Source organism: Longimicrobium sp. (assembly GCF_048594345.1).
Lineage (GTDB): Bacteria > Gemmatimonadota > Gemmatimonadetes > Longimicrobiales > Longimicrobiaceae > Longimicrobium.
In genome coordinates, this window is the sequence record NZ_JBMDXM010000173.1 from 1 (window position 1) to 22856 (window position 22856).

At 69.3% G+C, this 22856-nt stretch carries 20 protein-coding genes; 16 read left to right on the forward strand and 4 right to left on the reverse strand.

Annotation, left to right across the window (positions count from 1 at the left end; translation table 11 throughout):
• Positions 1 to 359 precede the first annotated feature (359 nt).
• The gene (locus ACOJUJ_RS18860; RefSeq protein ID WP_420128446.1) at positions 360 to 857 is read right to left on the reverse strand and encodes a (2Fe-2S)-binding protein; all 498 of its coding nucleotides are present in this window, start codon (positions 855 to 857) and stop codon (positions 360 to 362) included.
• 226 nt (positions 858 to 1083) lie between these two features.
• Between ACOJUJ_RS18860 and ACOJUJ_RS18865 the strand changes: the two genes are divergently transcribed.
• From ACOJUJ_RS18865 to ACOJUJ_RS18940, 16 genes are all read left to right on the forward strand, one after another.
• Positions 1084 to 1770, forward strand: coding sequence for a hypothetical protein (locus ACOJUJ_RS18865; protein WP_420128447.1), 687 nt, complete (start codon positions 1084 to 1086; stop codon positions 1768 to 1770).
• Positions 1771 to 1941: 171 nt separating this feature from the next.
• Positions 1942 to 2622 (forward strand): HAD-IA family hydrolase, encoded by a 681-nt coding sequence (locus ACOJUJ_RS18870; protein WP_420128448.1) that lies wholly within the window; start codon positions 1942 to 1944, stop codon positions 2620 to 2622.
• The gene (locus tag ACOJUJ_RS18875) at positions 2619 to 3374 is read left to right on the forward strand and encodes a class I SAM-dependent methyltransferase (RefSeq protein WP_420128449.1); all 756 of its coding nucleotides are present in this window, start codon (positions 2619 to 2621) and stop codon (positions 3372 to 3374) included. The genes ACOJUJ_RS18870 and ACOJUJ_RS18875 overlap by 4 nt, the downstream gene beginning before the upstream one ends.
• 521 nt (positions 3375 to 3895) lie before the next feature.
• On the forward strand, positions 3896 to 4801 hold the full coding sequence (locus ACOJUJ_RS18880; protein WP_420128450.1) for a diacylglycerol/lipid kinase family protein: 906 nt from the start codon (positions 3896 to 3898) through the stop codon (positions 4799 to 4801).
• Between the two features lie 339 nt (positions 4802 to 5140).
• Positions 5141 to 6487 carry an amidohydrolase family protein gene (locus ACOJUJ_RS18885; RefSeq protein ID WP_420128451.1) on the forward strand — a complete coding sequence of 449 codons (1347 nt, stop codon included), beginning with the start codon at positions 5141 to 5143 and terminating at the stop codon, positions 6485 to 6487.
• A gap of 334 nt (positions 6488 to 6821) precedes the next feature.
• Positions 6822 to 8243: an amidohydrolase family protein gene (locus tag ACOJUJ_RS18890; RefSeq protein WP_420128452.1), complete on the forward strand. Its 1422-nt coding sequence runs from the start codon at positions 6822 to 6824 to the stop codon at positions 8241 to 8243.
• 314 nt (positions 8244 to 8557) lie between these two features.
• Positions 8558 to 8986, forward strand: a complete 429-nt coding sequence (locus tag ACOJUJ_RS18895; protein WP_420128453.1) for a cobalamin B12-binding domain-containing protein — start codon at positions 8558 to 8560, stop codon at positions 8984 to 8986.
• Positions 8983 to 10626 (forward strand): acyl-CoA carboxylase subunit beta, encoded by a 1644-nt coding sequence (locus ACOJUJ_RS18900; RefSeq protein ID WP_420128454.1) that lies wholly within the window; start codon positions 8983 to 8985, stop codon positions 10624 to 10626. The genes ACOJUJ_RS18895 and ACOJUJ_RS18900 overlap by 4 nt, the downstream gene beginning before the upstream one ends.
• Before the next feature lie 130 nt (positions 10627 to 10756).
• Entirely contained in the window at positions 10757 to 11371 is a 615-nt protein-coding gene (locus tag ACOJUJ_RS18905; protein WP_420128455.1) for a Uma2 family endonuclease, read from the forward strand.
• Between the two features lie 207 nt (positions 11372 to 11578).
• The gene (locus tag ACOJUJ_RS18910) at positions 11579 to 12250 is read left to right on the forward strand and encodes a Uma2 family endonuclease (protein ID WP_420128456.1); all 672 of its coding nucleotides are present in this window, start codon (positions 11579 to 11581) and stop codon (positions 12248 to 12250) included.
• Positions 12251 to 12375: 125 nt separating this feature from the next.
• Positions 12376 to 13476 (forward strand): YcxB family protein, encoded by a 1101-nt coding sequence (locus ACOJUJ_RS18915; protein ID WP_420128457.1) that lies wholly within the window; start codon positions 12376 to 12378, stop codon positions 13474 to 13476.
• Positions 13477 to 13585: 109 nt separating this feature from the next.
• Complete coding sequence (locus tag ACOJUJ_RS18920) at positions 13586 to 14959, forward strand: acyclic terpene utilization AtuA family protein (protein ID WP_420128458.1); 1374 nt, start codon at positions 13586 to 13588, stop codon at positions 14957 to 14959.
• A gap of 157 nt (positions 14960 to 15116) precedes the next feature.
• Complete coding sequence (gene rnz, locus ACOJUJ_RS18925; RefSeq protein WP_420128459.1) at positions 15117 to 16031, forward strand: ribonuclease Z; 915 nt, start codon at positions 15117 to 15119, stop codon at positions 16029 to 16031.
• 264 nt (positions 16032 to 16295) lie between these two features.
• Positions 16296 to 16652, forward strand: coding sequence for a YciI family protein (locus ACOJUJ_RS18930; protein WP_420128460.1), 357 nt, complete (start codon positions 16296 to 16298; stop codon positions 16650 to 16652).
• 93 nt (positions 16653 to 16745) lie between these two features.
• Positions 16746 to 17108, forward strand: a complete 363-nt coding sequence (locus tag ACOJUJ_RS18935; protein WP_420128461.1) for a YciI family protein — start codon at positions 16746 to 16748, stop codon at positions 17106 to 17108.
• 4 nt (positions 17109 to 17112) lie between these two features.
• Positions 17113 to 18396, forward strand: a complete 1284-nt coding sequence (locus tag ACOJUJ_RS18940) for an RNA polymerase sigma factor (protein WP_420128462.1) — start codon at positions 17113 to 17115, stop codon at positions 18394 to 18396.
• A 290-nt stretch (positions 18397 to 18686) separates the two neighbouring features.
• Here the strand turns inward: ACOJUJ_RS18940 and ACOJUJ_RS18945 are convergent, their stop codons facing one another.
• From ACOJUJ_RS18945 to ACOJUJ_RS18955, 3 genes are all read right to left on the reverse strand, one after another.
• Entirely contained in the window at positions 18687 to 20234 is a 1548-nt protein-coding gene (locus tag ACOJUJ_RS18945) for a phytoene desaturase family protein (protein ID WP_420128463.1), read from the reverse strand.
• A 295-nt stretch (positions 20235 to 20529) separates the two neighbouring features.
• Positions 20530 to 21273, reverse strand: a complete 744-nt coding sequence (locus ACOJUJ_RS18950) for a lycopene cyclase domain-containing protein (protein WP_420128464.1) — start codon at positions 21271 to 21273, stop codon at positions 20530 to 20532.
• Positions 21270 to 22787, reverse strand: a complete 1518-nt coding sequence (locus ACOJUJ_RS18955; protein ID WP_420128465.1) for a phytoene desaturase — start codon at positions 22785 to 22787, stop codon at positions 21270 to 21272. Before ACOJUJ_RS18955 ends, ACOJUJ_RS18950 begins: the two co-directional genes overlap by 4 nt.
• Positions 22788 to 22856: the final 69 nt, after the last annotated feature.

Sequence of the window (22856 nt, forward strand, 5' to 3'; positions counted from 1 at the left end):
GGATCTGGACGGCCTCGAACGGCATCGAACTGCGGCCGCCGGCGCCCCCCCCTCTCCCGGCTTCTCCCCCCCGAACTGCAGGGGGGAGAAGAACTTCGGACGCGCTTCGAACGGCATCGGACTGCGTCTGACGCGGTGCCCCTCCCCCGGCCCCTCCCCGTTCGTTCCTCACGGAGAGGGGAGAATTTGATCGCGCTTCAGACGGTTCGGCTCACTTCAACCTCCCCCGGCAGTTTCGGGGGAGGTGGGCCGGTGGTGCCGGCCCGGAGGGGGCCTGCGCCGGCGTATCCGGAGCGCCCCACCGCCCGTGCCGTGTATCCCCCCTCCCGCGCCGTTCGCGGGAAGGGGGTGGCGCGCTCTCAGGCGCCGCCGGGGGAGGGCCGCTCCCGCATCCGCTCCGCCGCCAGCGCGACCGACTGGATGATGTTCTGGTAGCCGGTGCAGCGGCACAGGTTGCCGGACAGCGCCTCGCGGATCGTCGGCTCGTCGGGGTCCGGATGGTCGCGGAGAAACGGGACCATCGACATCAGGATCCCCGGCGTGCAAAAGCCGCACTGCAGCCCGTGGGCATCGCGAAATGCCTCCTGCAGCGGATGCAGCTCGCCGCCGGAGTCCAGCCCCTCGACCGTCGTCACCTCTGCCCCGTCCGCCTGCACGGCGAATACCAGGCACGAGCGCACGGCTTCGCCGTTCAGCAGCACGGTGCACGCGCCGCACACGCCGTGCTCGCACCCCACGTGCGTGCCGGTAAGGCCCAGGTCCTGGCGAAGAAAGTCGCTCAGCAGCAGGCGCGGCTCTACCGCGCGCCGTTGCGGGGCGCCGTTTACGGAAAGGGAAACGTCCACGGGCTGCGCCAAGGGGTGCCGCTCCCGCCGGGGTGGATTCGCGAAGTGAGATCCCCCGCGGCCGCCGCGGTGAGGCGGTGCGGCGCCGTTCGTGGGGGATGAGGACTGCGAACAAACAGATAGGATGCGCGCGGCGGGCTCGCAAGTAGGCGCGCGGCGCCGGCGAGTGCCGCCGTTCGGCTTCCGTTGCGCGGAAGGTGCGGGGCGGGCATGTTGGAACGCTGCGGTTTTTTCGCCCATGCTCGCCACCCGCTCACTGGTTTTGATGATGGCGCTCTCCATCCGCTCCATCTTTTCCGTGTTCGCCGCCGCGCTGGCCCTCTCGCACGCCGCGCCGGCCGCCGCGCAGTCCGAAGCTCCGTATCCGCCGCTTGCGGGCGCGGAGGCGGAGGCCGTTCGCAACGTGGTGCGGCAGTACGAGTACGCCACCCGCAGCGGGGACGGGAACGCAGCGGCGCGGCTGGTGAGCCGCGAGACGCGCGACTACTACAATCGCATGCTTGCCATGGCCATCTCGGCGACCGAGGAGCAGGTACGCGCGGTCACCCTGATGGATCGCATGATGATCCTGATGTACCGCCACCGCGTTTCCGCCGCCCAGCTGCGCGCCCTTCCCGCTGATGGCGGGTTCGCGCTCACCATTGACGAGGGATGGCTGAACGCCCCCGAGATCGGCGACCTCGTGTCCGGCAGCGAGGTCTTTGGCGAAGGCGACCGCGCCATCCTGCGCTACGACGGAGACATCCACTTCGTACGCGAGGGTGGCGCCTGGCGCTGGGACATGATGCCCCTGATCCTGGCGGCCGGCGAGGAGGTGGAGGCGGACCTGACTTCTCCGGAAGAACAGGACGAGTTCCTGATGTACGTTCTGGAGCAGGCGGACGGCCTGGACCCCTCACCCACCATCTGGCAGCCGCTGCCGTAGCCTTCGCGTGCAAGAATGACGGCAGCGAGGCCGGCGGAACGCGCGTTCGCCGGCCTCGTTCCGTTTCATCGCCGAGGCGGTTGCGGGTCGCGCAAACGCGGCCAGCGGTGCATCTTGTCGCTTCCGGGCCGGGGGACGGCCCGCATCATCCTTCGTACCTGCGGCGTTCTGATGACCGACACCAGGGCCGTGCTCTTCGACGCCGGCAACACGCTGATCTTTCTGGACCACCCCTACATCGTCGAGGCGCTGCGCGAGCACGGCGTGGAGACCACGATGGAGGGGTTGATGGCGGCGGAGTACGACACCAAGCTGCTGTTCGACCAGCTGGCCCGCGCCGACAACCTGGACGAGCGCGCCCGCGGCAAGCTGTTCTTCGCCGAGATCTTTCGCCGGGTGGGGGTAGATGATGCCGCGTTCCCCGCGCTGGCGCAGCAGATGTTCGCGCGCCACGCGGAAAAGAACCTGTGGGGCAACGTCCGCGAGCGCACCGCCGAGACGCTGGACGAGCTTCGCCGCCGCGGCTACCGGCTGGGTGTCATCAGCAACGCGGACGGCCGCATCGACCCGCTGCTGGAGTCCGTGGGGCTGCGCGAGCACTTTGAGCTGGTGGTCGATTCAGGGCTCGTCGGCATCGACAAGCCCGATCCGCGCATCTTCCATCACGCGCTGGAGCAGATGGGCGTGGAGGCGGAGGAAGCCGTGTACGTGGGCGACATCTACGAGATCGACGTACAGGGCGCCCGCGCCGCCGGCATGCGCGCCATCCTCATCGACCCCCTGTGGAAGTGGGACGACAAGGACTGTGAGCGCATCCGCGGCATCCACGACCTGCTGGACGTGCTGCCGTGACGGCCAGCCGTGGATGGTGGGATGGCTACTTCGACGAGACGTTCGTCGACATCTACCGCGACTTTCTTACGCCGGAGCGTACCGAGCGCGAGATCCAGGGGCTGCGCGAGATGGTGCCGCTGCCGCCGGACGCCGAGGTGCTGGACCTGGCGTGCGGCTGGGGGCGGCACTCGGTGCAGCTGGCCCGCAGCGGCTTCAAGGTCACCGGCCTGGACTGGTCGCGAACGCTGCTGACCCGCGCCAGGAAGCGGGCCGATGCCGCGAAGGTGTCCGTCGATTTCGTGCAGGGCGACATGCGCGAGATCCCGTGGACGGGGCGGTTCGATGCCGTGCTCTCGCTCTACTCGTCGCTCGGCTACTTTCTCTCGGATGAGGAGGACCTGCGCGTGCTGCGCGGTGCCCGCGACGCGCTCAAGCCCGGCGGCGTGTTCGTGATGGAGACGATGCACCGCGACCACATTGTCGGCGGATTCACGGAGCGCGACTGGTGGGAGACGGCGGGCGGCGCCACGGTGTGGGTGGAGCGCGAGTTCGACGTGATCGAGGGCGTGAGCCGCGAGTGGACGCGCTGGAGCAAGGGTGACAAGAAGGGCGAAAAGTACCACGAGCTGCGCATCCGCACCGCCACTGAGTGGAACGCCCTGCTGCGCCAGGCGGGCCTGGTGCCCATCGACTGGTGGGGCGATTGGCAGTTTGCGCCCTTCATCCACAGCAGCGAAGACCTGATCGTGGTCTGTGAGCGGCGGGATTGAGTGTGGGGTACGAGAGTACGAGAGTACGAAAGTGCGAGAGTGCGAGAGTGCGAGCGTGGCCGGTGATGGTGTGATCGCGACGGGCGTTGTCTCGGGCGATTGAAATCGCGGCTGGAAAATCACGAAATCCGTCTGCGCGGATTGTGGCCGACAGGTCGCCTCGCTATCGGAATACGATGGGCCCGCCATGCGCGTCGGGCGCCGTTTTCACGAGCAGTTGAAGCCCCGGCCGGCGAGCGTCAGCGAGCCGGACGGGGCTTGTCGCTTTCCCAGCAGCGGGTTTACCCGCTCATCCGCGCCGTCCGCCTGTCCGCATCCGCCCGTTCACCCGTCCGCCCCATCCGCGCCGTCCGCCTGTCCGCATCCGCCCGTCTGCCCGGTCGGCGCCGTCCGCTCATTCCCATCATCCGCGCCCGCCGCCAATACGTCCTGTCATCTTTTCCTCCGCCCGGGAGGGCGGCCGGCCCGCCACGCTTCGGGCGTCGGCGCTTCGGCCAGCGGTTTGCGAGGAAGCGCGGCCCATGCGCCCATCGCTCCTCATCTACAATCCCGCCGCCGGCCAGCGCTGGCGCCGACCCGCGCCGGAAGCCGTCGTGGATGAGCTCGCGCGCAACGGGTGGAGAGCGGAACTGCACCTGACGCGCGGCCAGGACCACGCCACGGAGTTGGTGCGCGCGCACTTGGCGCCGCGCCACCAGGCCGTCTGGTCCGCCGGCGGTGACGGGACGCTGGGGCAGTGCGCCGCCGCGCTGATCGCGTCGCAGGTGCCGCTGGGCATCATCCCCACGGGCACGGTGAACGTGATCGCGCGCGAGTGCGGTCTGCCGTCCAGCTGGCGCCGGGCCTTCGCGGCGGTGGCGGATGCGGCGCACACGCGGCCGTTCCGCACCTGGCGCGCGGGTGAGCGCGCCGTGCTGCTGGGGATAGGCGTGGGTTTCGACGCGCGGGCGATGGGGCGGGTGAGCGCGGGCGCCAAGGACGCGCTGGGGATGCTGGCCATCGGCACGCGCGGCGTGCGCGAGTGGGCGCGCTACGACTTTCCCCCGCTGCGCGTGACCGGCCAGGACGAGCACGGCCGCCCCATCGACCTTGACGCCACGCAGGTGCTGGCGACGGTGCCACGCCACTTTGCCGGCCAGCACGTGCTGGTGGCCGATGCGAATCCCGCGGATGCGTTCATCGACCTGGTTCTGTTCCGCGGGACGTCCCGCGCCCGGCTGGCTGCGTTCTGGGTGGGCGTGGAACTGCCTGGTACCGCCCAACTACGCGTCCCTGGCGTCCAAACGCTGCGGGCGCGGCGCTTCTCCGTCGCCGCCACCGACGGCCGCGCCGAGCCCACGCACGTCAACGGCGACGTGGTCGATTCCACGCCGCTCTCCGTGGAGCCGTGGGGTACGGTGCAGATTCTGGCGCCGGATCGGGTGTGATGGTGTGATGGTGTGATGGTGTGATGGTGTGATGGTGTGATGCGCCCGTGCCAGCCGCCGGGTCTATGCGGCCTGCACCGATCCCGCCACGCCCACGAAACGTTCTTTTCGCACCCAGGCCTCCAGTCCGCGAAGGCGGACTTCGTGTGGTTGTTGCCGCGAATTTATTCGCCCTTGCCGTCGAATCGAGCGCTCCATCGCCCCCACATCCCGCGGCGCACGGCTACGCTTCATCCCACATCTCTGGCGCATCGGCGGGCAGCGTTGCAGTATTTCATGCTAAATTTTTCGCCGCACCACGATCCACATCCCACACCACCTGCCAAAGGTCCGCACGCGATGAAGCTCATCCGCCTCTGCCGCGCCATCTCCGCCGCCGCGCTCCTGCTGGGTGCGGTGCTTCCGCCCGCCGCCTGCGCGCAATCCGCGGACGGCGTGACGGCGTTCGAGAACGTGACCGTCATCCCCATGGATACCGAGCGCTCGCTCCCCGGCCACACCGTGCTGGTGCAGGGCGACCGCATCATCGCCGTGGGCCCCAGCGCGTCGGTCGCGGTGCCGGGCGGCGCGCGGCGGGTAGATGGCCGCGGCAAGTACCTGGTCCCGGGCCTGGCCGAGATGCACGGCCACGTGCCCCCGCCCAGCGCGCCGGCGCAGAACACCGAGGACGTGCTGTTTCTGTACCTGGCCAGCGGCATCACCACGGTTCGCGGGATGCTGGGCGCGCCGGGCCAGCTGGAGCTTCGCCGCCGCACCGCGCAGGGCGAGCTGCTGGGGCCCACGCTGTACCTGGCCGGCCCCAGCTTCAACGGCAACTCCGTCAACACGGTGGATGATGCCGTGCGGATGGTGCGCGAGCAGCGCGCGCAGGGCTGGGACCTGCTCAAGATCCACCCCGGCCTTACCCGCGCCGAGTACGACGCCATGGCGCGCACCGCGGCGCAGGAAGGGCTGCGCTTTGGCGGCCACGTGCCGGAAGAGGTGGGGCTGATGCACGCTCTGCGGATGGGGCAGGAAACCTTTGACCACGCGGACGGCTACGTGGAGTACGCGGCCGGCGAGGACGTGTCGCTCGACGCCGCGAAGCTGGATTCCGCGGTGCGGATGACGCGCGAGGCGGGGGCGTGGGTGGTGCCTACCATGGCGCTGTGGGAGGTGCTGTACGTTACGCTGCCGCTGGATTCGCTGCTGGCGTACCCGGAGCTGCGCTACGTGTCGCCGCAGTCGGTGCAGGCGTGGGTGAACGCGTACAACCAGCGCCGCGCCGATCCTCAGTACGACGCCGGCACGGCGCGCCGCGTGATCGAGGCGCGCCAGCAGGTGCTGGCGGCGCTGCACCGCAACGGCAGCCGCATTTTGATGGGCACGGACGCGCCGCAGCAGTTCAGCGTGCCCGGATTTTCGCTGCATCGCGAGTTTCCGCGCATGCGCGCCGCGGGGATGTCGCCGTACGAGATCATCGCCACAGGCACGCGCAACGTGGGCGACTACTTTCAGCGCAACGACGCCTTTGGCACCATCGCCGTAGGCCGCCGCGCCGACCTGCTGCTGCTGGACGCTGATCCGCTCGCCGACGTCGCCAACCTGCAGCGCATCGCCGGCGTAATGGCGCGCGGCCGCTGGCTCCCCGCCGACGAGATCCGCACGCGCCTGGAAGCCATCGCCGCGCGCCATCCGCGGCCGTAAGGAAGGTACGGAAGTATGGGTTGGCTGCTGTTCTCCCTCCGCCACGCGGTTGGCGCGCTTAGCGGCGAGGGCCGGGGAGGGAGGCGGCCCACCGTCTCGCACGACACGATCCGACGCACACCAGCGCCCGTGCCGTTTATCCCCTCTCCCACGCAGTTTGTGGGAGAGGGGCAGGCGAGGAACGAGCCGGGGTGAGGCTCCCGCCGTTCGTCCCTCGCCTCCACGCTCCGTCCCTCGATCACGAAATCCGCACCTCCCGCGTTCCGCCGCTCATCATCCGGGGATATCCTTCTCCGCTCCCTTTCATCCGCCTCTCAGCACGCAGGATATGCGAATGCGACTCGCCTCCGGCATCCTCATCGGCATCTTTCTCACGATCGCGCGCACGCCCGCGGCGGCGCAGGAGGTGGTGGCGTTCACCAACGTGTCCGTGATTCCCATGGACCGCGAGCGCGTGCTGCACGACCAGACGGTGCTGGTGCGCGACGGGCGCATCGTGTTGGTCGGCTCCGCGGCGAGCGCGCGGGTGCCGGCGGGCGCGCGGCGGGTGGACGGTGCGGGGAAGTACCTGATCCCCGGCTTGGCCGACATGCACGCGCACCTGCTTTCCGACGCCGCCGTGCCGGACTCCGTCGCGCCCGACGAGCTGCGCATCATGCTGGCGAACGGTGTAACCACGGCGCGGCTGATGATCGGCACGCCGGAGCAGTTTCCGCTGCGGGCGCGCGTGGCCAGCGGCGAGATCCCGGGGCCCGCGCTCTACCTGGCCAGCCCGCAATTCGCCGGGCGGCGGTACGGCGAGCCGTATTTCAACGGCATCGTGGTCACCACGCCGGAGGAAGCGCGCGTCGCCGTGCGCCAGGTGGCGGATGCGGGATACGACTTTATCAAGCTCACCATCATGATCTCCGTCCCCGTGTACGAAGCGGTGATGGACGAGGCGGCGCGGCGCGGGATCAAGGTGATCGGCCACGTGGATCAGCAGGTGGGGCTGGCGCGCGCGCTGGCCGCGGGGCAGCAGATCGAGCACCTGAACATGTACTTTGAGGCGGCGCTGCGGGACGGCGCGCCGATGACGGCTTCCGTATCGGATTACCTCATCTACCGTCCCGCCAACTGGGAGAGCCTGGACTGGCTGGATGATGCCAAGCTCGACTCGCTGGGTCGCGCGACCGCCGCCGCGGGGGTGTGGAGCAGCCCCACGCTCACGTTCTTCAAGCTGGCGTTCGGCACCGGGCAGCCGGATTCAGTGATCGAGGCGCGCCCGGACTACGCCGTGCTGCCGGATTCGCTGCGCCGGCAGATGCGGGAGGGGCGCGACTACTACTGGAACAATCCGCCTTCCGCCGCGCGGCGGGCGCGGTACATCGAGGCGCGAAACCGGATCGTCCGCGCCATCCACGGAGCCGGCGGGCGCATACTGGCTGGCAGCGACTCGCCCGAGTTCTTTCTTCTATACGGCTGGACGCTGCATCGCGAACTGGAGAGCCTGGTGGATGCCGGCCTGCCGCCCTTTGCCGCACTGGAGGCCGCCACCCGCAACCCCGCCCAGTGGCTGGGCACGCTGGCGGAGAGCGGCACCGTAGAGCCCGGCAAGCGCGCCGACCTGGTGCTGCTGGACGCCGATCCTCTCGCCGACATCCGCAACACCACGCGCATCGCCGGCGTGATGCGCGCCGGCCGCTGGTACCCCGCCGCCGAGCTGTCGCGCATGATCGACGAATCCGCCGCCCGCATCCGCGCCTCGCTTCCGTGATGCGGGGCCCGAGCCGCGGTCGTGGCGGTTGAAACCGCGGCTGGAAATTCACGAAGTCCGCCTCCGCGGACTGTGGCCGACACTTCCTCCCGCCCAACCGCATCGAAGCGTCCGCAACGAGCCCCGCGCAGTTTGCGGGGCTTTGTGCCGTTCCAGCCGCGGCTTCAGCCGCCCGAGCTCAAAGCCGGCCGAAGCGGCACGCGGGCTGCAACCTCAGCTTGCCGCAGCCTCGCATTGCGCCTTATGTTACGCCATCTGTACCGCGTTCGGGGAGCGCGGCAATTCGTCACCATGTCCGCCAATTTCATCTGACTATGCCTGAACGGAAGATCCGGGTGCTGGTGGCCAAGCCCGGCCTGGACGGCCACGACCGCGGCGCCAAGGTGATCGCCGCCGCGCTGCGCGACGCCGGCATGGAGGTCATCTACACCGGGCTGCACCAGACCCCGGAGATGATCGTCAGCGCCGCCATCCAGGAAGACGTGGACGTGGTGGCGCTCTCCATCCTCTCCGGCGCGCACATGACGCTGTTCCCGGCCGTGCAGGAGGCGCTGCTAGCGGAAGGCGCCGACCACATCCTGATCACCGGCGGCGGCATCATCCCCGAAGAGGACATGGCCGCGCTGGAAAGCCGCGGCATCGGCAAGCTCTTCGGCCCCGGCACCACCACGTCGCAGGCGGTGGAGTACATCAGCGGCTGGTTCACCGAGCACGGCCGCGACCGCGAGGCCGTCGCCCAGTGACAACCGCCACCCCGGCAGCCGAAGAAGCGCCGCCCGCCAAGGGCCGCGCCCGCAAGCTTGCGCAGGAGCTCCGCGACCTGGAGGCGCGGCTGCGGCAGGGCGGCGGGCCCAAGCGCATCCAGAAGCAGCACAACGACGGCAAGCTGACCGCGCGCGAGCGCATTGCCTTGCTGCTGGACGCGCGCTCGCGTTTCCAGGAAGTGGGGATGCTCGTCGCGCACGACCAGTACGAGGGGCAGGCGCCCGCGGCCGGCGTGGTGACGGGCATCGGCACCGTGTGCGGGCGCGAGGTGGTGGTCATCGCCAACGACGCCACCGTCAAGGCGGGCTCGTGGTGGCCCGAGACCATTACCAAGATGCTGCGCGCGCAGGAGATCGCCATGCGCTGCCGCGTCCCCATCATCTACCTGGTCGACAGCGCCGGCGTGAACCTGCCGTACCAGGGCGGCGTCTTCCCCGGGCAGTACGGCGCGTCGCGCATCTTCTACTACAACAGCATCATGCGGCGCTACCTCAAGGTGCCGCAGATCGCCGCCGTCATGGGGCCGTGCATCGCCGGCGGCGCCTACCTGCCGGCGCTGAGCGACGTGATCCTGATGGTGGAGGGCACGTCGTTCATGGGTCTTGGCGGGCCCAACCTGGTGAAGGGCGCTACGGGGCAGACTGTGGATTCCGAGACCCTGGGCGGCGCGCTGACTCACAACGCCATCAGCGGCGTGGCGCACTACCGCACGCCCGACGACCGCACCTGCATCGCCAAGATCCGCGACCTGGTGAAGCAGCTTCCGCGTGAGACGACGGCGCTGCCGGTGACGGAGGCCAAGCCGGGCGCGCGGCCGGAGGCGGAGCTGTACGACCTGCTGCCGGAAGACCACAAGCAGCCGTACGACATGCGCCAGGTGCTGTCGTGCATCCTGGACGGCGGCGCGCTGGACGAGTTTCAGGCGGACTACGCGCCGGAGATGATCTGCGGCCACGCGCGCATCCAGGGCATCCCCGTCGGCGTGATCGCCAACGCGCGGGGGATGCTCAAGGATCCGCACGGCGGCGCGCCCAAGTTCGGCGGCATCATCTACGCCGATTCGGCCGACAAGGTAGCGTTCTTCATCGAGACGCTGAGCCGCCACGGCACGCCCATCCTGTTTGTGCAGGACGTGAGCGGCTTCATGGTGGGCTCGCAGGCGGAGCACTCGGGGATCATCCGCGCCGGCGCGCGCTTCGTGGAGGCCATGGCGACGGCGGGCGTGCCCAAGATCGTGCTGACCCTCAACCACGCGTCGGGCGCGGGGTACTACGCCATGGCGGGGCAGGGCTTTGACCCCGACTTTATCTTCACCTGGCCCACGGGGCGGATGGGGGTGATGGAGGGCGACAGCGCCGTCGCGGCCCTCTTCGGCCCGCAGCTGGAGGCGCTCAAGAAGGAAGGAAAGCAGCCGGACGAGGAGATGCAGGCCAAGATGGCCTCCGTCCGCGCCGACTACGACCAGCAGCTGGACGCCAAGTTCGCCGCCGCGCGCGGCTTCGTGGACGCCGTGGTGCTGCCGGACGAGACGCGCGCCGCGCTGGCGCTGGCACTGCGCACCTCGCTCAACAACCCTGGCCCGCACCTGGGCGCCTTCGTCCTGCCGCCCAACATGTAGGTGCACGGCGGTGGCGTGAAAGGATACAGAGTTGACGGGCTCGGCAGCCGACGGTAGAGTTACTCCGTTCGCTTGTCGGGCCCTTTCGTTGCGTGTCGATCGTGCAGTGGCGAGGTATCCAGGAGCGCAGATGAGCACCGCGATCGAGATGGAGAACGAGATCGAGGACGAAATCGGCGTTGAACCGGAGCGCAGGCGGTTCACCGTCGAGGAGTTCCAGCGGATGGGCGAGGCCGGCATCATCGCACCTGATGAACGGGTGGAGTTGATCGACGGAGAGGTGTATGAGATGACACCTGTAGGCCCGCGCCACATCTGGTCCGTGATCTATCTGAACAAGTATCTGGTTGCGCTCGCGGGGGATGAGATGTTCGTGTCACCGCAGAGCGGGGTGACGATCGGAGAGCGGAGGCAGCCGTACCCCGACTTCGCCGTGCTGCGGCTGGCGCCGGGAAAACTGCCCGGGCAGGCTCCGCAATCCGAAGATTGCGTGCTGCTCGTTGAAGTCGCCGATACTTCGGTCGGTTTCGATCGAAGGAAGAAAAGCCGTCTGTACGCCGAGGCGAACATCCCGGAGTACTGGGTCCTGGATCTTCCCAGGAACCACGTGGTCGTCCATCGCCGCCCCAGGGCCGGCGGATACCGGGATGTCGTGGAGTACGGGATTGAGGCCTCGTTCACATCTCCAGCATTTGGGGGCAGAACCATCTCGGCAAAAGATCTGCTGCAGACGTCGGGAGCCTGATCTACCCGGCACCCCGGGCGCCGTACGAAGGATCGCATTTGCGCGCCTTCGTCCTGCCGCCCAACGTGTAGGTGCGCGCCTGTGGCGTGAAAGGATACAGAATTGACGTTTCGGGGCGGACGACATTAGAGTTGATGCCGTCCGCTTCTTCGTCAGGATGTCCTCGCTGTCGAACACTCTTGCAGTCGCGACGGAAGGAAGGGACGCATGGCCGTTCAATTTGCGCAGCCGTACCGGTTTACCGAGCAGCAGCTGTCTCGCATGGCCGATGCCGGCATCATTCCGCGAGGTGGAACCACGCTGATCGATGGCGTTCCCTACCAGGGCGGTGTCCCGGTTCGGTTTTCGAGTCCGGATTATTACAGGCTAGGCGAGATTGGTGCGCTGACTGAGAACGAGCGCGTCGAACTCATCGACGGGGAGATCATTGCGATGAGTCCAGAAGGAAGCCGTCACTCCGCCTGCATCATACGACTGATTCGGTTTCTCACTCCCCGCGTTGGTGAAGCGCTTGTGGGTGCCCACGGCTCGCTCTTTCTTCCCGACGAGTATCGGCCGATGCCCGATGTGGTGGTGCTTCGTGCAAGCGCGGATGAGTACGAGCAGGCGCACCCTACGCATGAGGACGCACTGGTCGTTATCGAAGTATCAGACACGTCACTTCGGTACGACCGCCACGTGAAATCCGGGCGGTACGCCCAGGCCGACATTCCCGAGTACTGGCTGGTGGATCTGACGCGCGACAAGATCTCCGTCCATCAGAACCCTGTCGCGGGCGAGTACGCGCAGGTACGAACGTACGGCGCGGGCGAGTCGTGGAAGTCATCCGCTTTGGGCGGATTGGAAGTGGCTGTAGATGATGTGCTAAAGCCTCGGTGAACATGTAGCCGGGTTGCCGCCGTGGCGGGGCGGGTGATATATGACTCTCCGGAGGCTGCACGCGCGGCCTCCGGATTTGTTTTGGGGATGATGATGATCCGCGCCAACGATCCGCCGACGCCATCGTGAGCACGTCTTCGCCGCCCGCGCCGGCGCGGGAGCTTAGCTTTGAGCTGAACCCCACCTTCGCGGAGCACCTGCGGGCGCAGAAGGCCGCGCAGCGGCACGGGCGCGGGCGGCAGATCCGCATCCAGCAGCTGGTGGGGCTGGCCATCGGGCTGCCGCTGGCCGTCCTGCTGCTGTACGGCCGCGACCGGCGGATGGACGGGGCGGACTGGCTGCTGGTGGCGCTGGTCGCCGGCTACTTTCTTTCGCCGCTCCCCAACATCCTGCACGTGCGGCGGATCCGGCGCACGGCGGGCGGGCCCGCGCGGGTGACGATCGCGGAGAGCGGCATTACGGCCTCGGACGCGCACGGCGGCAACACCATCGCCTGGGCTTCCGTGCGCGGCGTGACGGAGACGGACGAGTTTCTGGTCTTCGACCTGGACGACACCGGCGGCTACTTCGTTCCGCTCCGCGTGCTGCGCGAGGCGCGCGCGCTGGAGCAGGCGCGCGAGATCATCGCCCGCGGACGCGCCGCCGCGGCTGCAGATGCCGATCTCGCAGACGTGAACCAGGCCCCGGCGACATCTCCGTCGGCTGACGTCGAGAGCGGGCCGGGCATCTCGCTGGAGTTTGCGACGACGGTGTGGGAAGACTTTGCGGCGCGGCAGCAGGTGTGGTTCCGCTCGCGGCAGGGAAAGCAGTTCACGGGCTACCTGATCGGCGTGCCTGTGGCGCTGCTGGCGCTGTTCCGCTGGTCGCTGGGGCCGCAGGGGGTGCGCGACAACCTGTACCTGCTCATCGGCGGGGCCACGCTGGCGCTGGTGATCATCCCGGCGCTGAGCCTGCTCTTTCTGCTGCTGGGCAGGGCGCTGGCGCGCGGCCGCATGGCGCCGGTGCGGATGCGCCTGGGCGAGGCGGGGCTTACGTTCACCGCGGGCGGCAACCGCATGACCACGGCGTGGCCCGGCATCCGCAAGGTGCAGCGGGCCGGCGGCTTTCTGCTGTTCTGGATCGACCGCAACACGGCGCACTATCTGCCTCTCCGCGCGCTGGGCAGAGACGCGGACGAGGCACGCCGCATCATCCGTGGCCACGCGGGCGACCGGGCGGCGCTCTGACGCGGCGCGGGACGGACGGCGGTTCCACCCGTGAAAGTTCCAGCGCTGGAACTTTCGCATATACTGAAATGACGCGCCCGGGCGCGCTTTATCGACCGACACGGACCTGATGAAAGAGACCATCCGCATCGCCAGTGGCCAGGGCTTCTGGGGCGACCAGCTCGACGCGCCCAAGCAGCAGGTAGAGGGCGGCCAGATCGACTACCTGATGCTCGACTACCTGGCCGAGGTCACCATGTCGATCATGCAGAAGCAGCGCAGCCGCAACCCGCAGGCGGGGTACGCGCGCGACTTTGTGCCGCTGATGGGCGACATTCTGCCCGCCGTGGTGGAGCGCGGCATTCGCGTGATCGCCAACGCCGGTGGCGTGAACCCGGCAGGCTGCCGCGACGCGGTGCTGGAGGAGGCGCGCAAGGTGGGGCTGGGCGGGCGCGCGCGGGTGGCGATGATCAGCGGCGACGACATTCTGGAGCGGCTGCCGGACCTGCTGGCGCGCGGGGTGGAGCTCAAGAACATGGAGACGGGCGAGCCGCTGTCGACGGTGCTCGATCGCGTGCAGAGCGCCAACGCCTACATCGGCGCGCGGCCCATCGTGGAGGCGCTGCGGCAGGATGCGCACGTGGTCATCACCGGCCGGTCGACGGACACGGCGCTGACCTACGCGCCCATGATCCACGAGTTCGGCTGGAGCGTGGACGACCATGACCGCATTGCCGCGGGCGTGGTGGCGGGGCACATCAACGAGTGCGGCGCGCAGGCCAGCGGCGGCAACCACCTGGTCGACTGGCGCAACATCACCGAGCTGGCGAACGTGGGCTATCCCATCATCGAGGCCTCGCCGGACGGCTCGTTCATCGTCACCAAGCACGACGGCACGGGCGGCCGCGTTACGCTGGCGACGGTCAAGGAGCAGCTGGTGTACGAGATGGGCGATCCGCGCAGCTACATTACGCCCGACGTGGTGGCGGACTTTACCAGCATCCGGCTGGAGGACGCGGGGGCGGACCGGGTGCGCGTGCACGGGGTGCGCGGCGGCCCGGCGACGCCGCTGCTCAAGGTGAGCATCGCCTATTCCGACGGCTACAAGGCGACGGGAACGCTCGTCTACTCCTGGCCCGACGCGGTGGAAAAGGCGCAGGTGGCCGATCGGGTGCTGCGCGAGCGGCTGGACCGCCTGGGGCTCAAGTTCGACGAGGTGCTGACGGAGTACGTGGGATGGAACGCCACGCACGGTCCGCTGGCCGGCCCGCTGCCGCGCGACCTGCCCGAGGTGACGGTGCGCTGGGGCGTGCGCGGGCAGGACAAGGCGGCGGTGGAGCGCTTTACCAAGGAGATCGCACCGCTGGTGCTGGCCGGCCCGCCGTCGGTCACCGGCTTTGCGGGCGGGCGCCCGGCGGTGCAGGAGATCATGGCGTACTGGCCGGCGCTGATCCCCAAGACCGAGATCGAGCCGGGGCTGAGGGTCGAGGTGGTGACGGCGTGAGGAAGTACGAAAGTACGAGGGTACGAAAGTACGTTTCCGGAGTCGGCGTGGAGGCGGGACGCGTGGCGCGATCGGGCGGCGTGGCGAGCGTGGAGAGTCGAGGGGCGGCGAGTAACGCCGCTCCGTACTCTCGTACTTTCGTACTTTCGTACTCCTGATGCGCATCACTTTCCTCGGCACCGCCGCGGCGCGCCCGACGGTGGGGCGCAACGTGTCCTCGCTGATGATCCAGCGCGAGGGCGACGTAATGATGTTCGACTGCGGCGAGGGGACGCAGCGGCAGATGATGCGCTACGGGACCGGGTTCTCGTTCAACGACATCTTCTTTACGCACCTGCACGCGGACCACTTCCTGGGCGTCATCGGGCTGCTGCGCACGCTGGGGCTGCAGGCGCGCGAAGAGCCCATCGACCTGTGGACGCCGCGCGGCACCACCGAGCTGATGCGGCAGGCGGTGGAGCTGGGGGTGGAGCGCGTGCCGTTCGAGGTGCGCATCCGCGAGCTCGCGCCCGGCGACACGGTGTCGCGCGGCGTGTACGACGTGGTGGCGTTCCGCACGCAGCACCGCGGCGGCCTCTCGCTGGGCTACGCGGTGGTGGAGCACGCGCGGCTGGGACGCTTCGACGCGCAAAAGGCGCGGGAGATGGGCATTCCCGAAGGCCCGCTGTGGGGCAAGCTGCACCACGGCGAGGCGGTTGAGGTGGACGGCCGCGTCTACCGCGCGGAGGACGTGGTCGGGCCGGCGCGGCCAGGGCGGCGCGTGGTGTACACGGGCGATACGCGGCCCACGAAGGTCACCATCGAGCACTCCCAGTCCGCCGACCTGCTGATCCACGAAGCCACCTTCGCGCAGGACGAGTCGGACCGCGCCCAGCACACCGGCCACTCCACCGCCCGCGAGGCGGCCGAGGTGGCCAGGGCGGCCGAGGCGCGCAAGCTGGTGCTCACCCACTTTTCCCCGCGCTACGCCGACGATCCGCGCGTGCTGGAGCGCGAGGCCCGCGCCGTCTTTCCCGAGGTGGTCTCCGCGTTCGACGGGCTGGTGATCGAGGTGCCGTACCGCGACGCGTAGGGCCCTCCCCCGGCGGCGCCCGAGAGCGCGCCACCCCCTCCCGCAAACTGCGCGGGAGGGGGAATATACGGCACGGGCGTTCGCGCGTTCCCGCCGAGCTGTCGGCACACGGAGTCAACGGAGCACAGTCTCTGTTGACTCCGTTGATTTTGGATGATTGAATACGAATTTCGATTCCGCGCCGGTGGCGATGTCGATTTCGCCCCCTCCCGTTCGACCATCTGTGTTCGCGGCAGTCATCCACCCATCGATGGGAGAATCCCGATGAAGTACCTGTGCCTGATCTACGGTGACGAAAAGCTGTGGGAAGCCATGTCCAAGGCCGAGGCCGACGCGGAGATGGCCGAGTACTACCAGTTTACGGACGGCATCCGCGCGGCCGGGCAGTACGTTGCGGGCGAGGCGCTGCAGCCGGTCGCGACGGCCACCACCGTGCGCGTCCGCGACGGCAAGGTGACCACGACGGACGGCCCGTTCGCCGAAACCAAGGAGCAGCTGGGCGGCTTTTACCTGATCGAGGCGCGGGACCTGAACGAGGCCATCCAGGTGGCCGCGAAGATCCCGTCGGTGCGCATCGGCAGCGTTGAGGTGCGGCCGATCGTCGATTTCGGTGAGATGTAGGGTTGTCGGCATGACGGGCCCGGTGCGGCTGGATCCGCGCCGGGCCCGCCGCGTTCCCGTCCGTTCGATTCCATCCAGCCAGACGGAGCCACGATGAAGTACCTGTGCCTGATCTACGACGAGGAGCGGGACTGGGACGCGATGCCCCCATCCGAAGCCGACGCATACCTGGCCGAGTGCATGGCGGCCGGGGAGGAGATCGAAGCCGGCGGGCACCTGCTCGCCGGCGAGGCGCTGGAGCCGGTGGCGGCGGCGGTCACCGTCCGCATCCGCAACGGCAGGATGTCCACGACGGACGGCCCGTTCGCCGAAACCAAGGAGCAGCTGGGCGGCTTCTACCTGATCGAGGCGCGGGATGTGGACGAGGCCGTGCAACTGGCGGCGAAGATCCCGTCCGCCCGCACCGGGTGCATCGAGGTGCGTCCCGTCATCGACTTCGGCCAGCCGCAGTCGTAAGCCCATGGCGAGCGAGCATGCGGCGGATGATGCGCGGCACGTGGTGGATGCCGTCTATCGCGCCGAATCGCGCCGCGTGCTGGCCACGCTCATCCGCCTGCTGGGCGACTTTGACCTGGCGGAAGAGGCGCTGCACGATGCGTTTGCCGCGGCGCTGGAGCGGTGGCCGCGCGACGGCGTGCCGGCGAATCCGCGGTCGTGGCTGGTCTCCGCCGGCCGCTTCAAGGCCATCGACACCATCCGCCGCCGCGCCCGCTTTGACGCGCGCCTGGCGGAGGTCGCCGCGCACCTCGAATCCGCCGTGCACGATCCGCCCGAGTACGATGCGGACGGGGTGGAGGACGACCGGCTGCGGCTGATCTTTACCTGCTGCCACCCCGCGCTCTCGCCCGACGCGCGCGTGGCGCTCACGCTGCGCGAGGTGTGCGGGCTTACGACGGAGGAGATCGCGCGCGCCTACCTGACGGGCGCGCCCACGCTGGCCCAGCGGATCGTGCGCGCCAAGGCCAAGATCCGCGATGCGCGCATCCCCTACCAGGTGCCCGCGCTGGCGGACCTGCCGGACCGGCTGGACGCGGTGCTGCAGGTGGTGTATCTCGTTTTCAACGAAGGATATTCCGCTTCCTCCGGCGCCTCGCTTACGCGCGCGGACCTGTGTGGCGAGGCGATCCGGCTGGGGCGGCTGCTGGCGGAGCTGCTGCCGGAGCCGGAGGTGCTGGGGCTGCTCGCGCTGATGCTGCTCCACGAGTCGCGCCGCGCCGCCCGCACCTCGGCGGAGGGCGAGCTGGTGCTGCTGGCGGACCAGGACCGCGCGCGCTGGGATCGCACCCTGATCCTGGAAGGTGAGGCGCTGGTGGAGCGGGCGATCCGCTCGAGGCGCTTTGGGCCGTACACGCTGCAAGCCGCCATTAGCGCCGTGCACGCCGAGGCGCCCACCGCCGGCGCGACCGACTGGCCCCAGATCGTGGGCCTGTACGACGTGCTGCTGCGCGCCGATCCGTCCCCCGTCGTCGAGTTGAACCGCGCCGCGGCGGTCGCCATGCGCGACGGCCCCGCCGCCGGTCTGGCCCTCATCGACACCCTTCTCGCGCGCGGCGAGCTGGCCGACTACCACCTGGCCCACTCCGCCCGCGCCGACCTCCTCCGCCGCCTGGGCCGTACGTCCGACGCGCGCGAGGCCTACGACCGCGCGCTCGCCCTCGCGCGGCAGGAGCCGGAGCGGCGTTTCATCGAACGGCGGCTGGGGGAGATTGCCGACGCGGGTGGCACCGGCTCCGCCGCGGGGTAATCCGCGCGTTGCCAAGGGATCGATCGGGCTTTGTCGCTCGCCAACGGCACCCCGGGTTGAAACCCGGGGCTATAAAGGCCATAAGCCCCGTCTTTGCTCGTTCCTCGCAAAACGGGGCTTCACCTGCTCGTGTCGACGGTGCCCGTCGCGCGTGGAGGGCCAGTTGCACGACGACCACCCGATGCGCGATGAACCTTCTCCCACGCTACCCCTCCCCCGAAGTTGGGGGAGGGGTCGACCTCCGTTGCGAGGAACGAGCAAAAGGCCGGTCGGGGGAGAGGGCCCGCGGGTCACACCTTCCGCCGCTCCAGATCCCGCAACACCGCCCGCGCCGCGTTCCGCCCCGACGCGCCCATGATGCCGCCGCCGGGGTGCGTGCTGGCGCCGGTGAGGTACAGGCCCTTGAGGTGGCTGCGATAGTTCGCCATTCCCGCCATCGGCCGCAGCCCGAACATCTGGTCCAGGCTCATCTCCACGTGCATCACGTTGCCGCGTGGCAGCCCCAGGTCGCGCTCCAGCGCCAGCGGATGCTGAAAGAGGCGGCCCACCACCTTGTCGCGCGTCCCCGGCGCGTACCGCTCAAAGGTGTCGAGGATGTTGTCCGCCACCTGGTCGCTGATGTCGTCCCAGCTGCGGCCGCCGGACAGCTCGTACGGATAGTACTGCGCCCACAGCCACAGCACCTCGCCGCCCGGCGGCGCCAGCGAATCGTCTACCGCGCTGAAGGTCATCGCCACGATGGGCGGATCGCGGGTGGGCTCGCCGCGCAGATAGTCGGCGTAGGCGTCGGCGATCTGCTGGCGGTCGCGGCAGAGCAGCTGGAGACCGATGCGCGCCTCGCGGCCGGGCGACGCGGCGTAGGACACCGGCTCGCGCAGCGCCAGCCGCAGCACCGCGCCAAAGCCGTTCCCCACGCGGATGCCGTCCCTCCCCGGTGGGCGGTGCGCCTCCGGCAACAGCCGGCCCAGCGTCTCCAGCACGTGCGCGCCGCTGAGCACCGCGCGCGCCGTGCATCCGCCCTCCCGCGTCTCCACGCCCACCGCGCGCCCGCTCTCCACCACGATCCGCTCCACGGGCGCGCCCACCTGCACCTGGCCCCCGTGCGCCTGGATGTGCCGCGCCAGCGCCTGCGTGAGCATCCCGCTTCCGCCCCGCGGCCGCGCAATCCCACCCTCGTGGTAGAGCGGCTGCCAGAGCAGAAACGGCGCGGTCAGCGGCTCGTGCGGCGGAGGGCCGCTCTGCGCCGCCATCCAGACCAGCGGCGTCTTGACCTTTTCCTCGCGAAAGTAGCGGTCCACCACCTCGCCGTACGGGCTCAGGATCGTCCGCAGCGCACGCTTCCAGTCGCCCTGCACGGCCTTGCCGAAGATGAATTTTTTCCCCAGCTCCAACGGGCTGGGGACGCTCAGGAAGGCGTCCTTCACCGTGCGCGCGAACGGGCGCCAGTCGTCCAGAAAGCGGCGGTACGCCTCGCCCTCGCCGGGAAACAGCGTCTCCATCCCGTGGACGGTCTGGTCCACGTCGCGGTGAAAGAAGAGCGTGGTGCCGTCGGCGTAGGGCGCGAAAAAGAGCGGATCGAGATCGATGTACTCCAGCCCATGCCGCTCCAGCCCCAGCTCCTGCACGATGGGCGTGTTGCGGATGAGGATGTGCGCGCTGCCGCCCAGGTCGAAACGGTAGCCGGGGACGATTTCCTCCGTCGATACGGCGCCCCCCGCCACGTGCCGCCGCTCAAAGACGCGTACGCGGTAGCCCGCCTGCGCCAGGTACGCCCCGCTGATGAGCGCGTTGTGCCCCGCGCCCACGATGGCGACGTCGCAATCCGTGTTGCGCCTCATGCCGAATCCGGAAAGAAAGCCAACTCGCGAGTCCGGCGAACGGTGTCATTCTGAGGGAGGCGCACGCCCCGATCCGTCCGGACGCACCAGGGTTCGTGCGCAGACCGAAGAATCTGCCGGATGGGCGCACCACTCCGTCGGCTACGACCGGTCCGCGTGCGAGAAGCCCCGCCTGCCGCCGAAGGAGATTCTTCGGTCAGCGCACGGGCTGCCACGCGCCGCGGAGGAGGCGGTGTGGGCGCCTTCCTCAGAATGACAGTGACCGTCCGTACCCACCGTTCGTGCGGATCCGCTCTCATCGGCTGGCTGGCGCGGCGGCGGTGTGCGCGACGGGCTTGTGGAAGGGGTGCAGGAAGAGCGTCAGCCCCTGGACCACGAGCAGGTTGGTGGCCAGAAAGAACGTCGCCTCTTCCAGCGGCAGCGGACCGAACTTGATCCCCAGCGTAAGCGTTTCGCTGATGTGCCAGATGCCCAGGCGGATGGCGATCGCGTCCGCCATCCACAGGTACAGCGTGGGGATGCCGACGGCGAGCAGAAACGTCCGCCGCGCCGCGCCGATGCGCCCGCCCGCCACCCCCCACTGCGCCGCCAGCACCGGCGCCGCCCAGGCCAGGATCATCCCCAGGTACGTCCCCTCCTCCCGCTGCAGCAGCACCCATCCCCACGCCGCCAGCAGCGCGTAGCCGACGGCCGGCCCCCAGCGCACGGCCGGCGGTGCGGGCGGAGCGTCCGCGTCGCGCGGGCCGATCATCCGGTAGAACCACAGGCCGGTGAGGAGCGGCTGCAGGATGAAGAACATGTACTCTTCGATGGGGATCAGCCCGATGGTGCCGATGACCCGCTCCGGGCCGTATCCCCACACGCCACGGCGGATGAGCTCGCTGTCCCACGGCGTGGTGTAGATCAGCGCCACCAGCACCACGCCGGCCAGCGACGGGATGGCCCGCGGCCCGATGCGCCGCAGCACGTTGCCCGAGGTCAGCACCAGCAGGAGCAGCGGGGGAAAGATGAAGATCAGGTGGAACTGCAGGTACGTCATCGCGCCGCACCCGCCATCGTGGGGACCGCCGCGGGGTGCGCGGGGCGGGGAACCACGCGCTCCAGCACCTTGGCCGACGACAGCACGCCCGGTACCCCGCCGCCCGGGTGCGTCCCCGCGCCCACGAAGTAGAGTCCGGCCACGTCGTCCGAGCGGTTGTGGTAGCGAAAGTAGGCCGACTGCGTCAGCCGCGGCTCCAGGCCGAACGCGGCGCCATCCACCGAGCGCAGGTCGTGCTCGAACTCGTCCGGCGTCAGGAACGACGGGCTGGTCACGGTGGACCTGATCCCCGGCAGCACGCGCCGGTCCAGCTCTTCCAGGATACGCTCGAAGTACGGCTCTGCCTGCTGCTTCCAGTCGATGCCGGCGCGGTTGTTGGGGACGGGGGAAAGCACGTACAGCGCCTCGTGCCCCGGCGGCGCGAGCGACGGGTCCGTCCGCGTGGGCGCGTGCAGGTAGAGCGATGCATCCGGCGCCAGCCGCTTGCGCGCGAAGATGTCGTTCAGCAGCCCCTTGTACCGCTCGCCCAGCACGATGGTGTGGTGCGCCACGTCGGGAAACGTCTTGGTGCTGCCGAAGTAGGCCACGAACAGGCTCATCGACTGCCGCTTGCGCGCCACCGCCGCGTCCGTGTTCCGCCGTCGGTGCGCGCCGTCGATCATCCGCGTGTAGACGTACGACGGGTCCGCGTTGCTGACGACCACGTCGGCGGCGATGCGCTCGCCGCCTTCCAGGCACACAGCGGACGCGCGGCCGTTGCTCACCTCGATGCGTTCCACCGGCGCGTTCAGCCGCACCGGCACGTCCATCTCCCCCAGCAACCGGACGAGGCCGCTGACGATCTCGCCCGTGCCGCCCTTCGCGAAGTGGACGCCCCACTTGCGCTCCAGCCAGTGGATGAGCAGGTAGATGGACGTGGTGGTGAACGGGTTGCCGCCGACGAGCAGCGGCTCGAAGGTAAACGCGCGCCGCAGCCGCTCGTCCTTGATGTAGCGCGCCACCAGGCCGTAGACGGTGCGGTGGCTTTCCAGCGCGATCATCTTCGGAATGACCCAGATCATGTCGCGCGCGCGGTCGAACGGCTGATCGGCCAGCTGGGTGTAGCCAATGTCGAAGATGCGCTCGGCGTGCGCGGCCAGCTTGCGGTAGCCGTCCACGTCACGCGGGCTCATGGCGCGGATCTGCGCCAGCAGCCGCTCCTCGTCCTGCACGTAGTCGAAGGTGCTGCCGTCGTGAAAGAGAATACGATAGAACGGGTCTACCGGCACCAGCTGCACGTATTCCTCCATCCGCCGCCCCGCCAGCGCGAACAGCTCTTCGAGAAGGTAGGGCGCGGTGATGACCGTGGGGCCTGCGTCAAAGGTGTATCCGTCGCGGCGAAAGACGCGCGCCCGTCCACCGGGCTGGTCCAGCGCCTCCAGAACCTGCACGTCGTATCCCATCACCCGAAGCCGGACGGCGGCCGCCAGCCCGCCAAACCCGCTCCCGATCACCACCGCGCGAGGTGCCTTCACCCGGATCTCCGTTCCACAGCTGTTCTTGTTCCGGCCGCAGAGTTGCGGTCGCCATCGTAGGGCAACCGC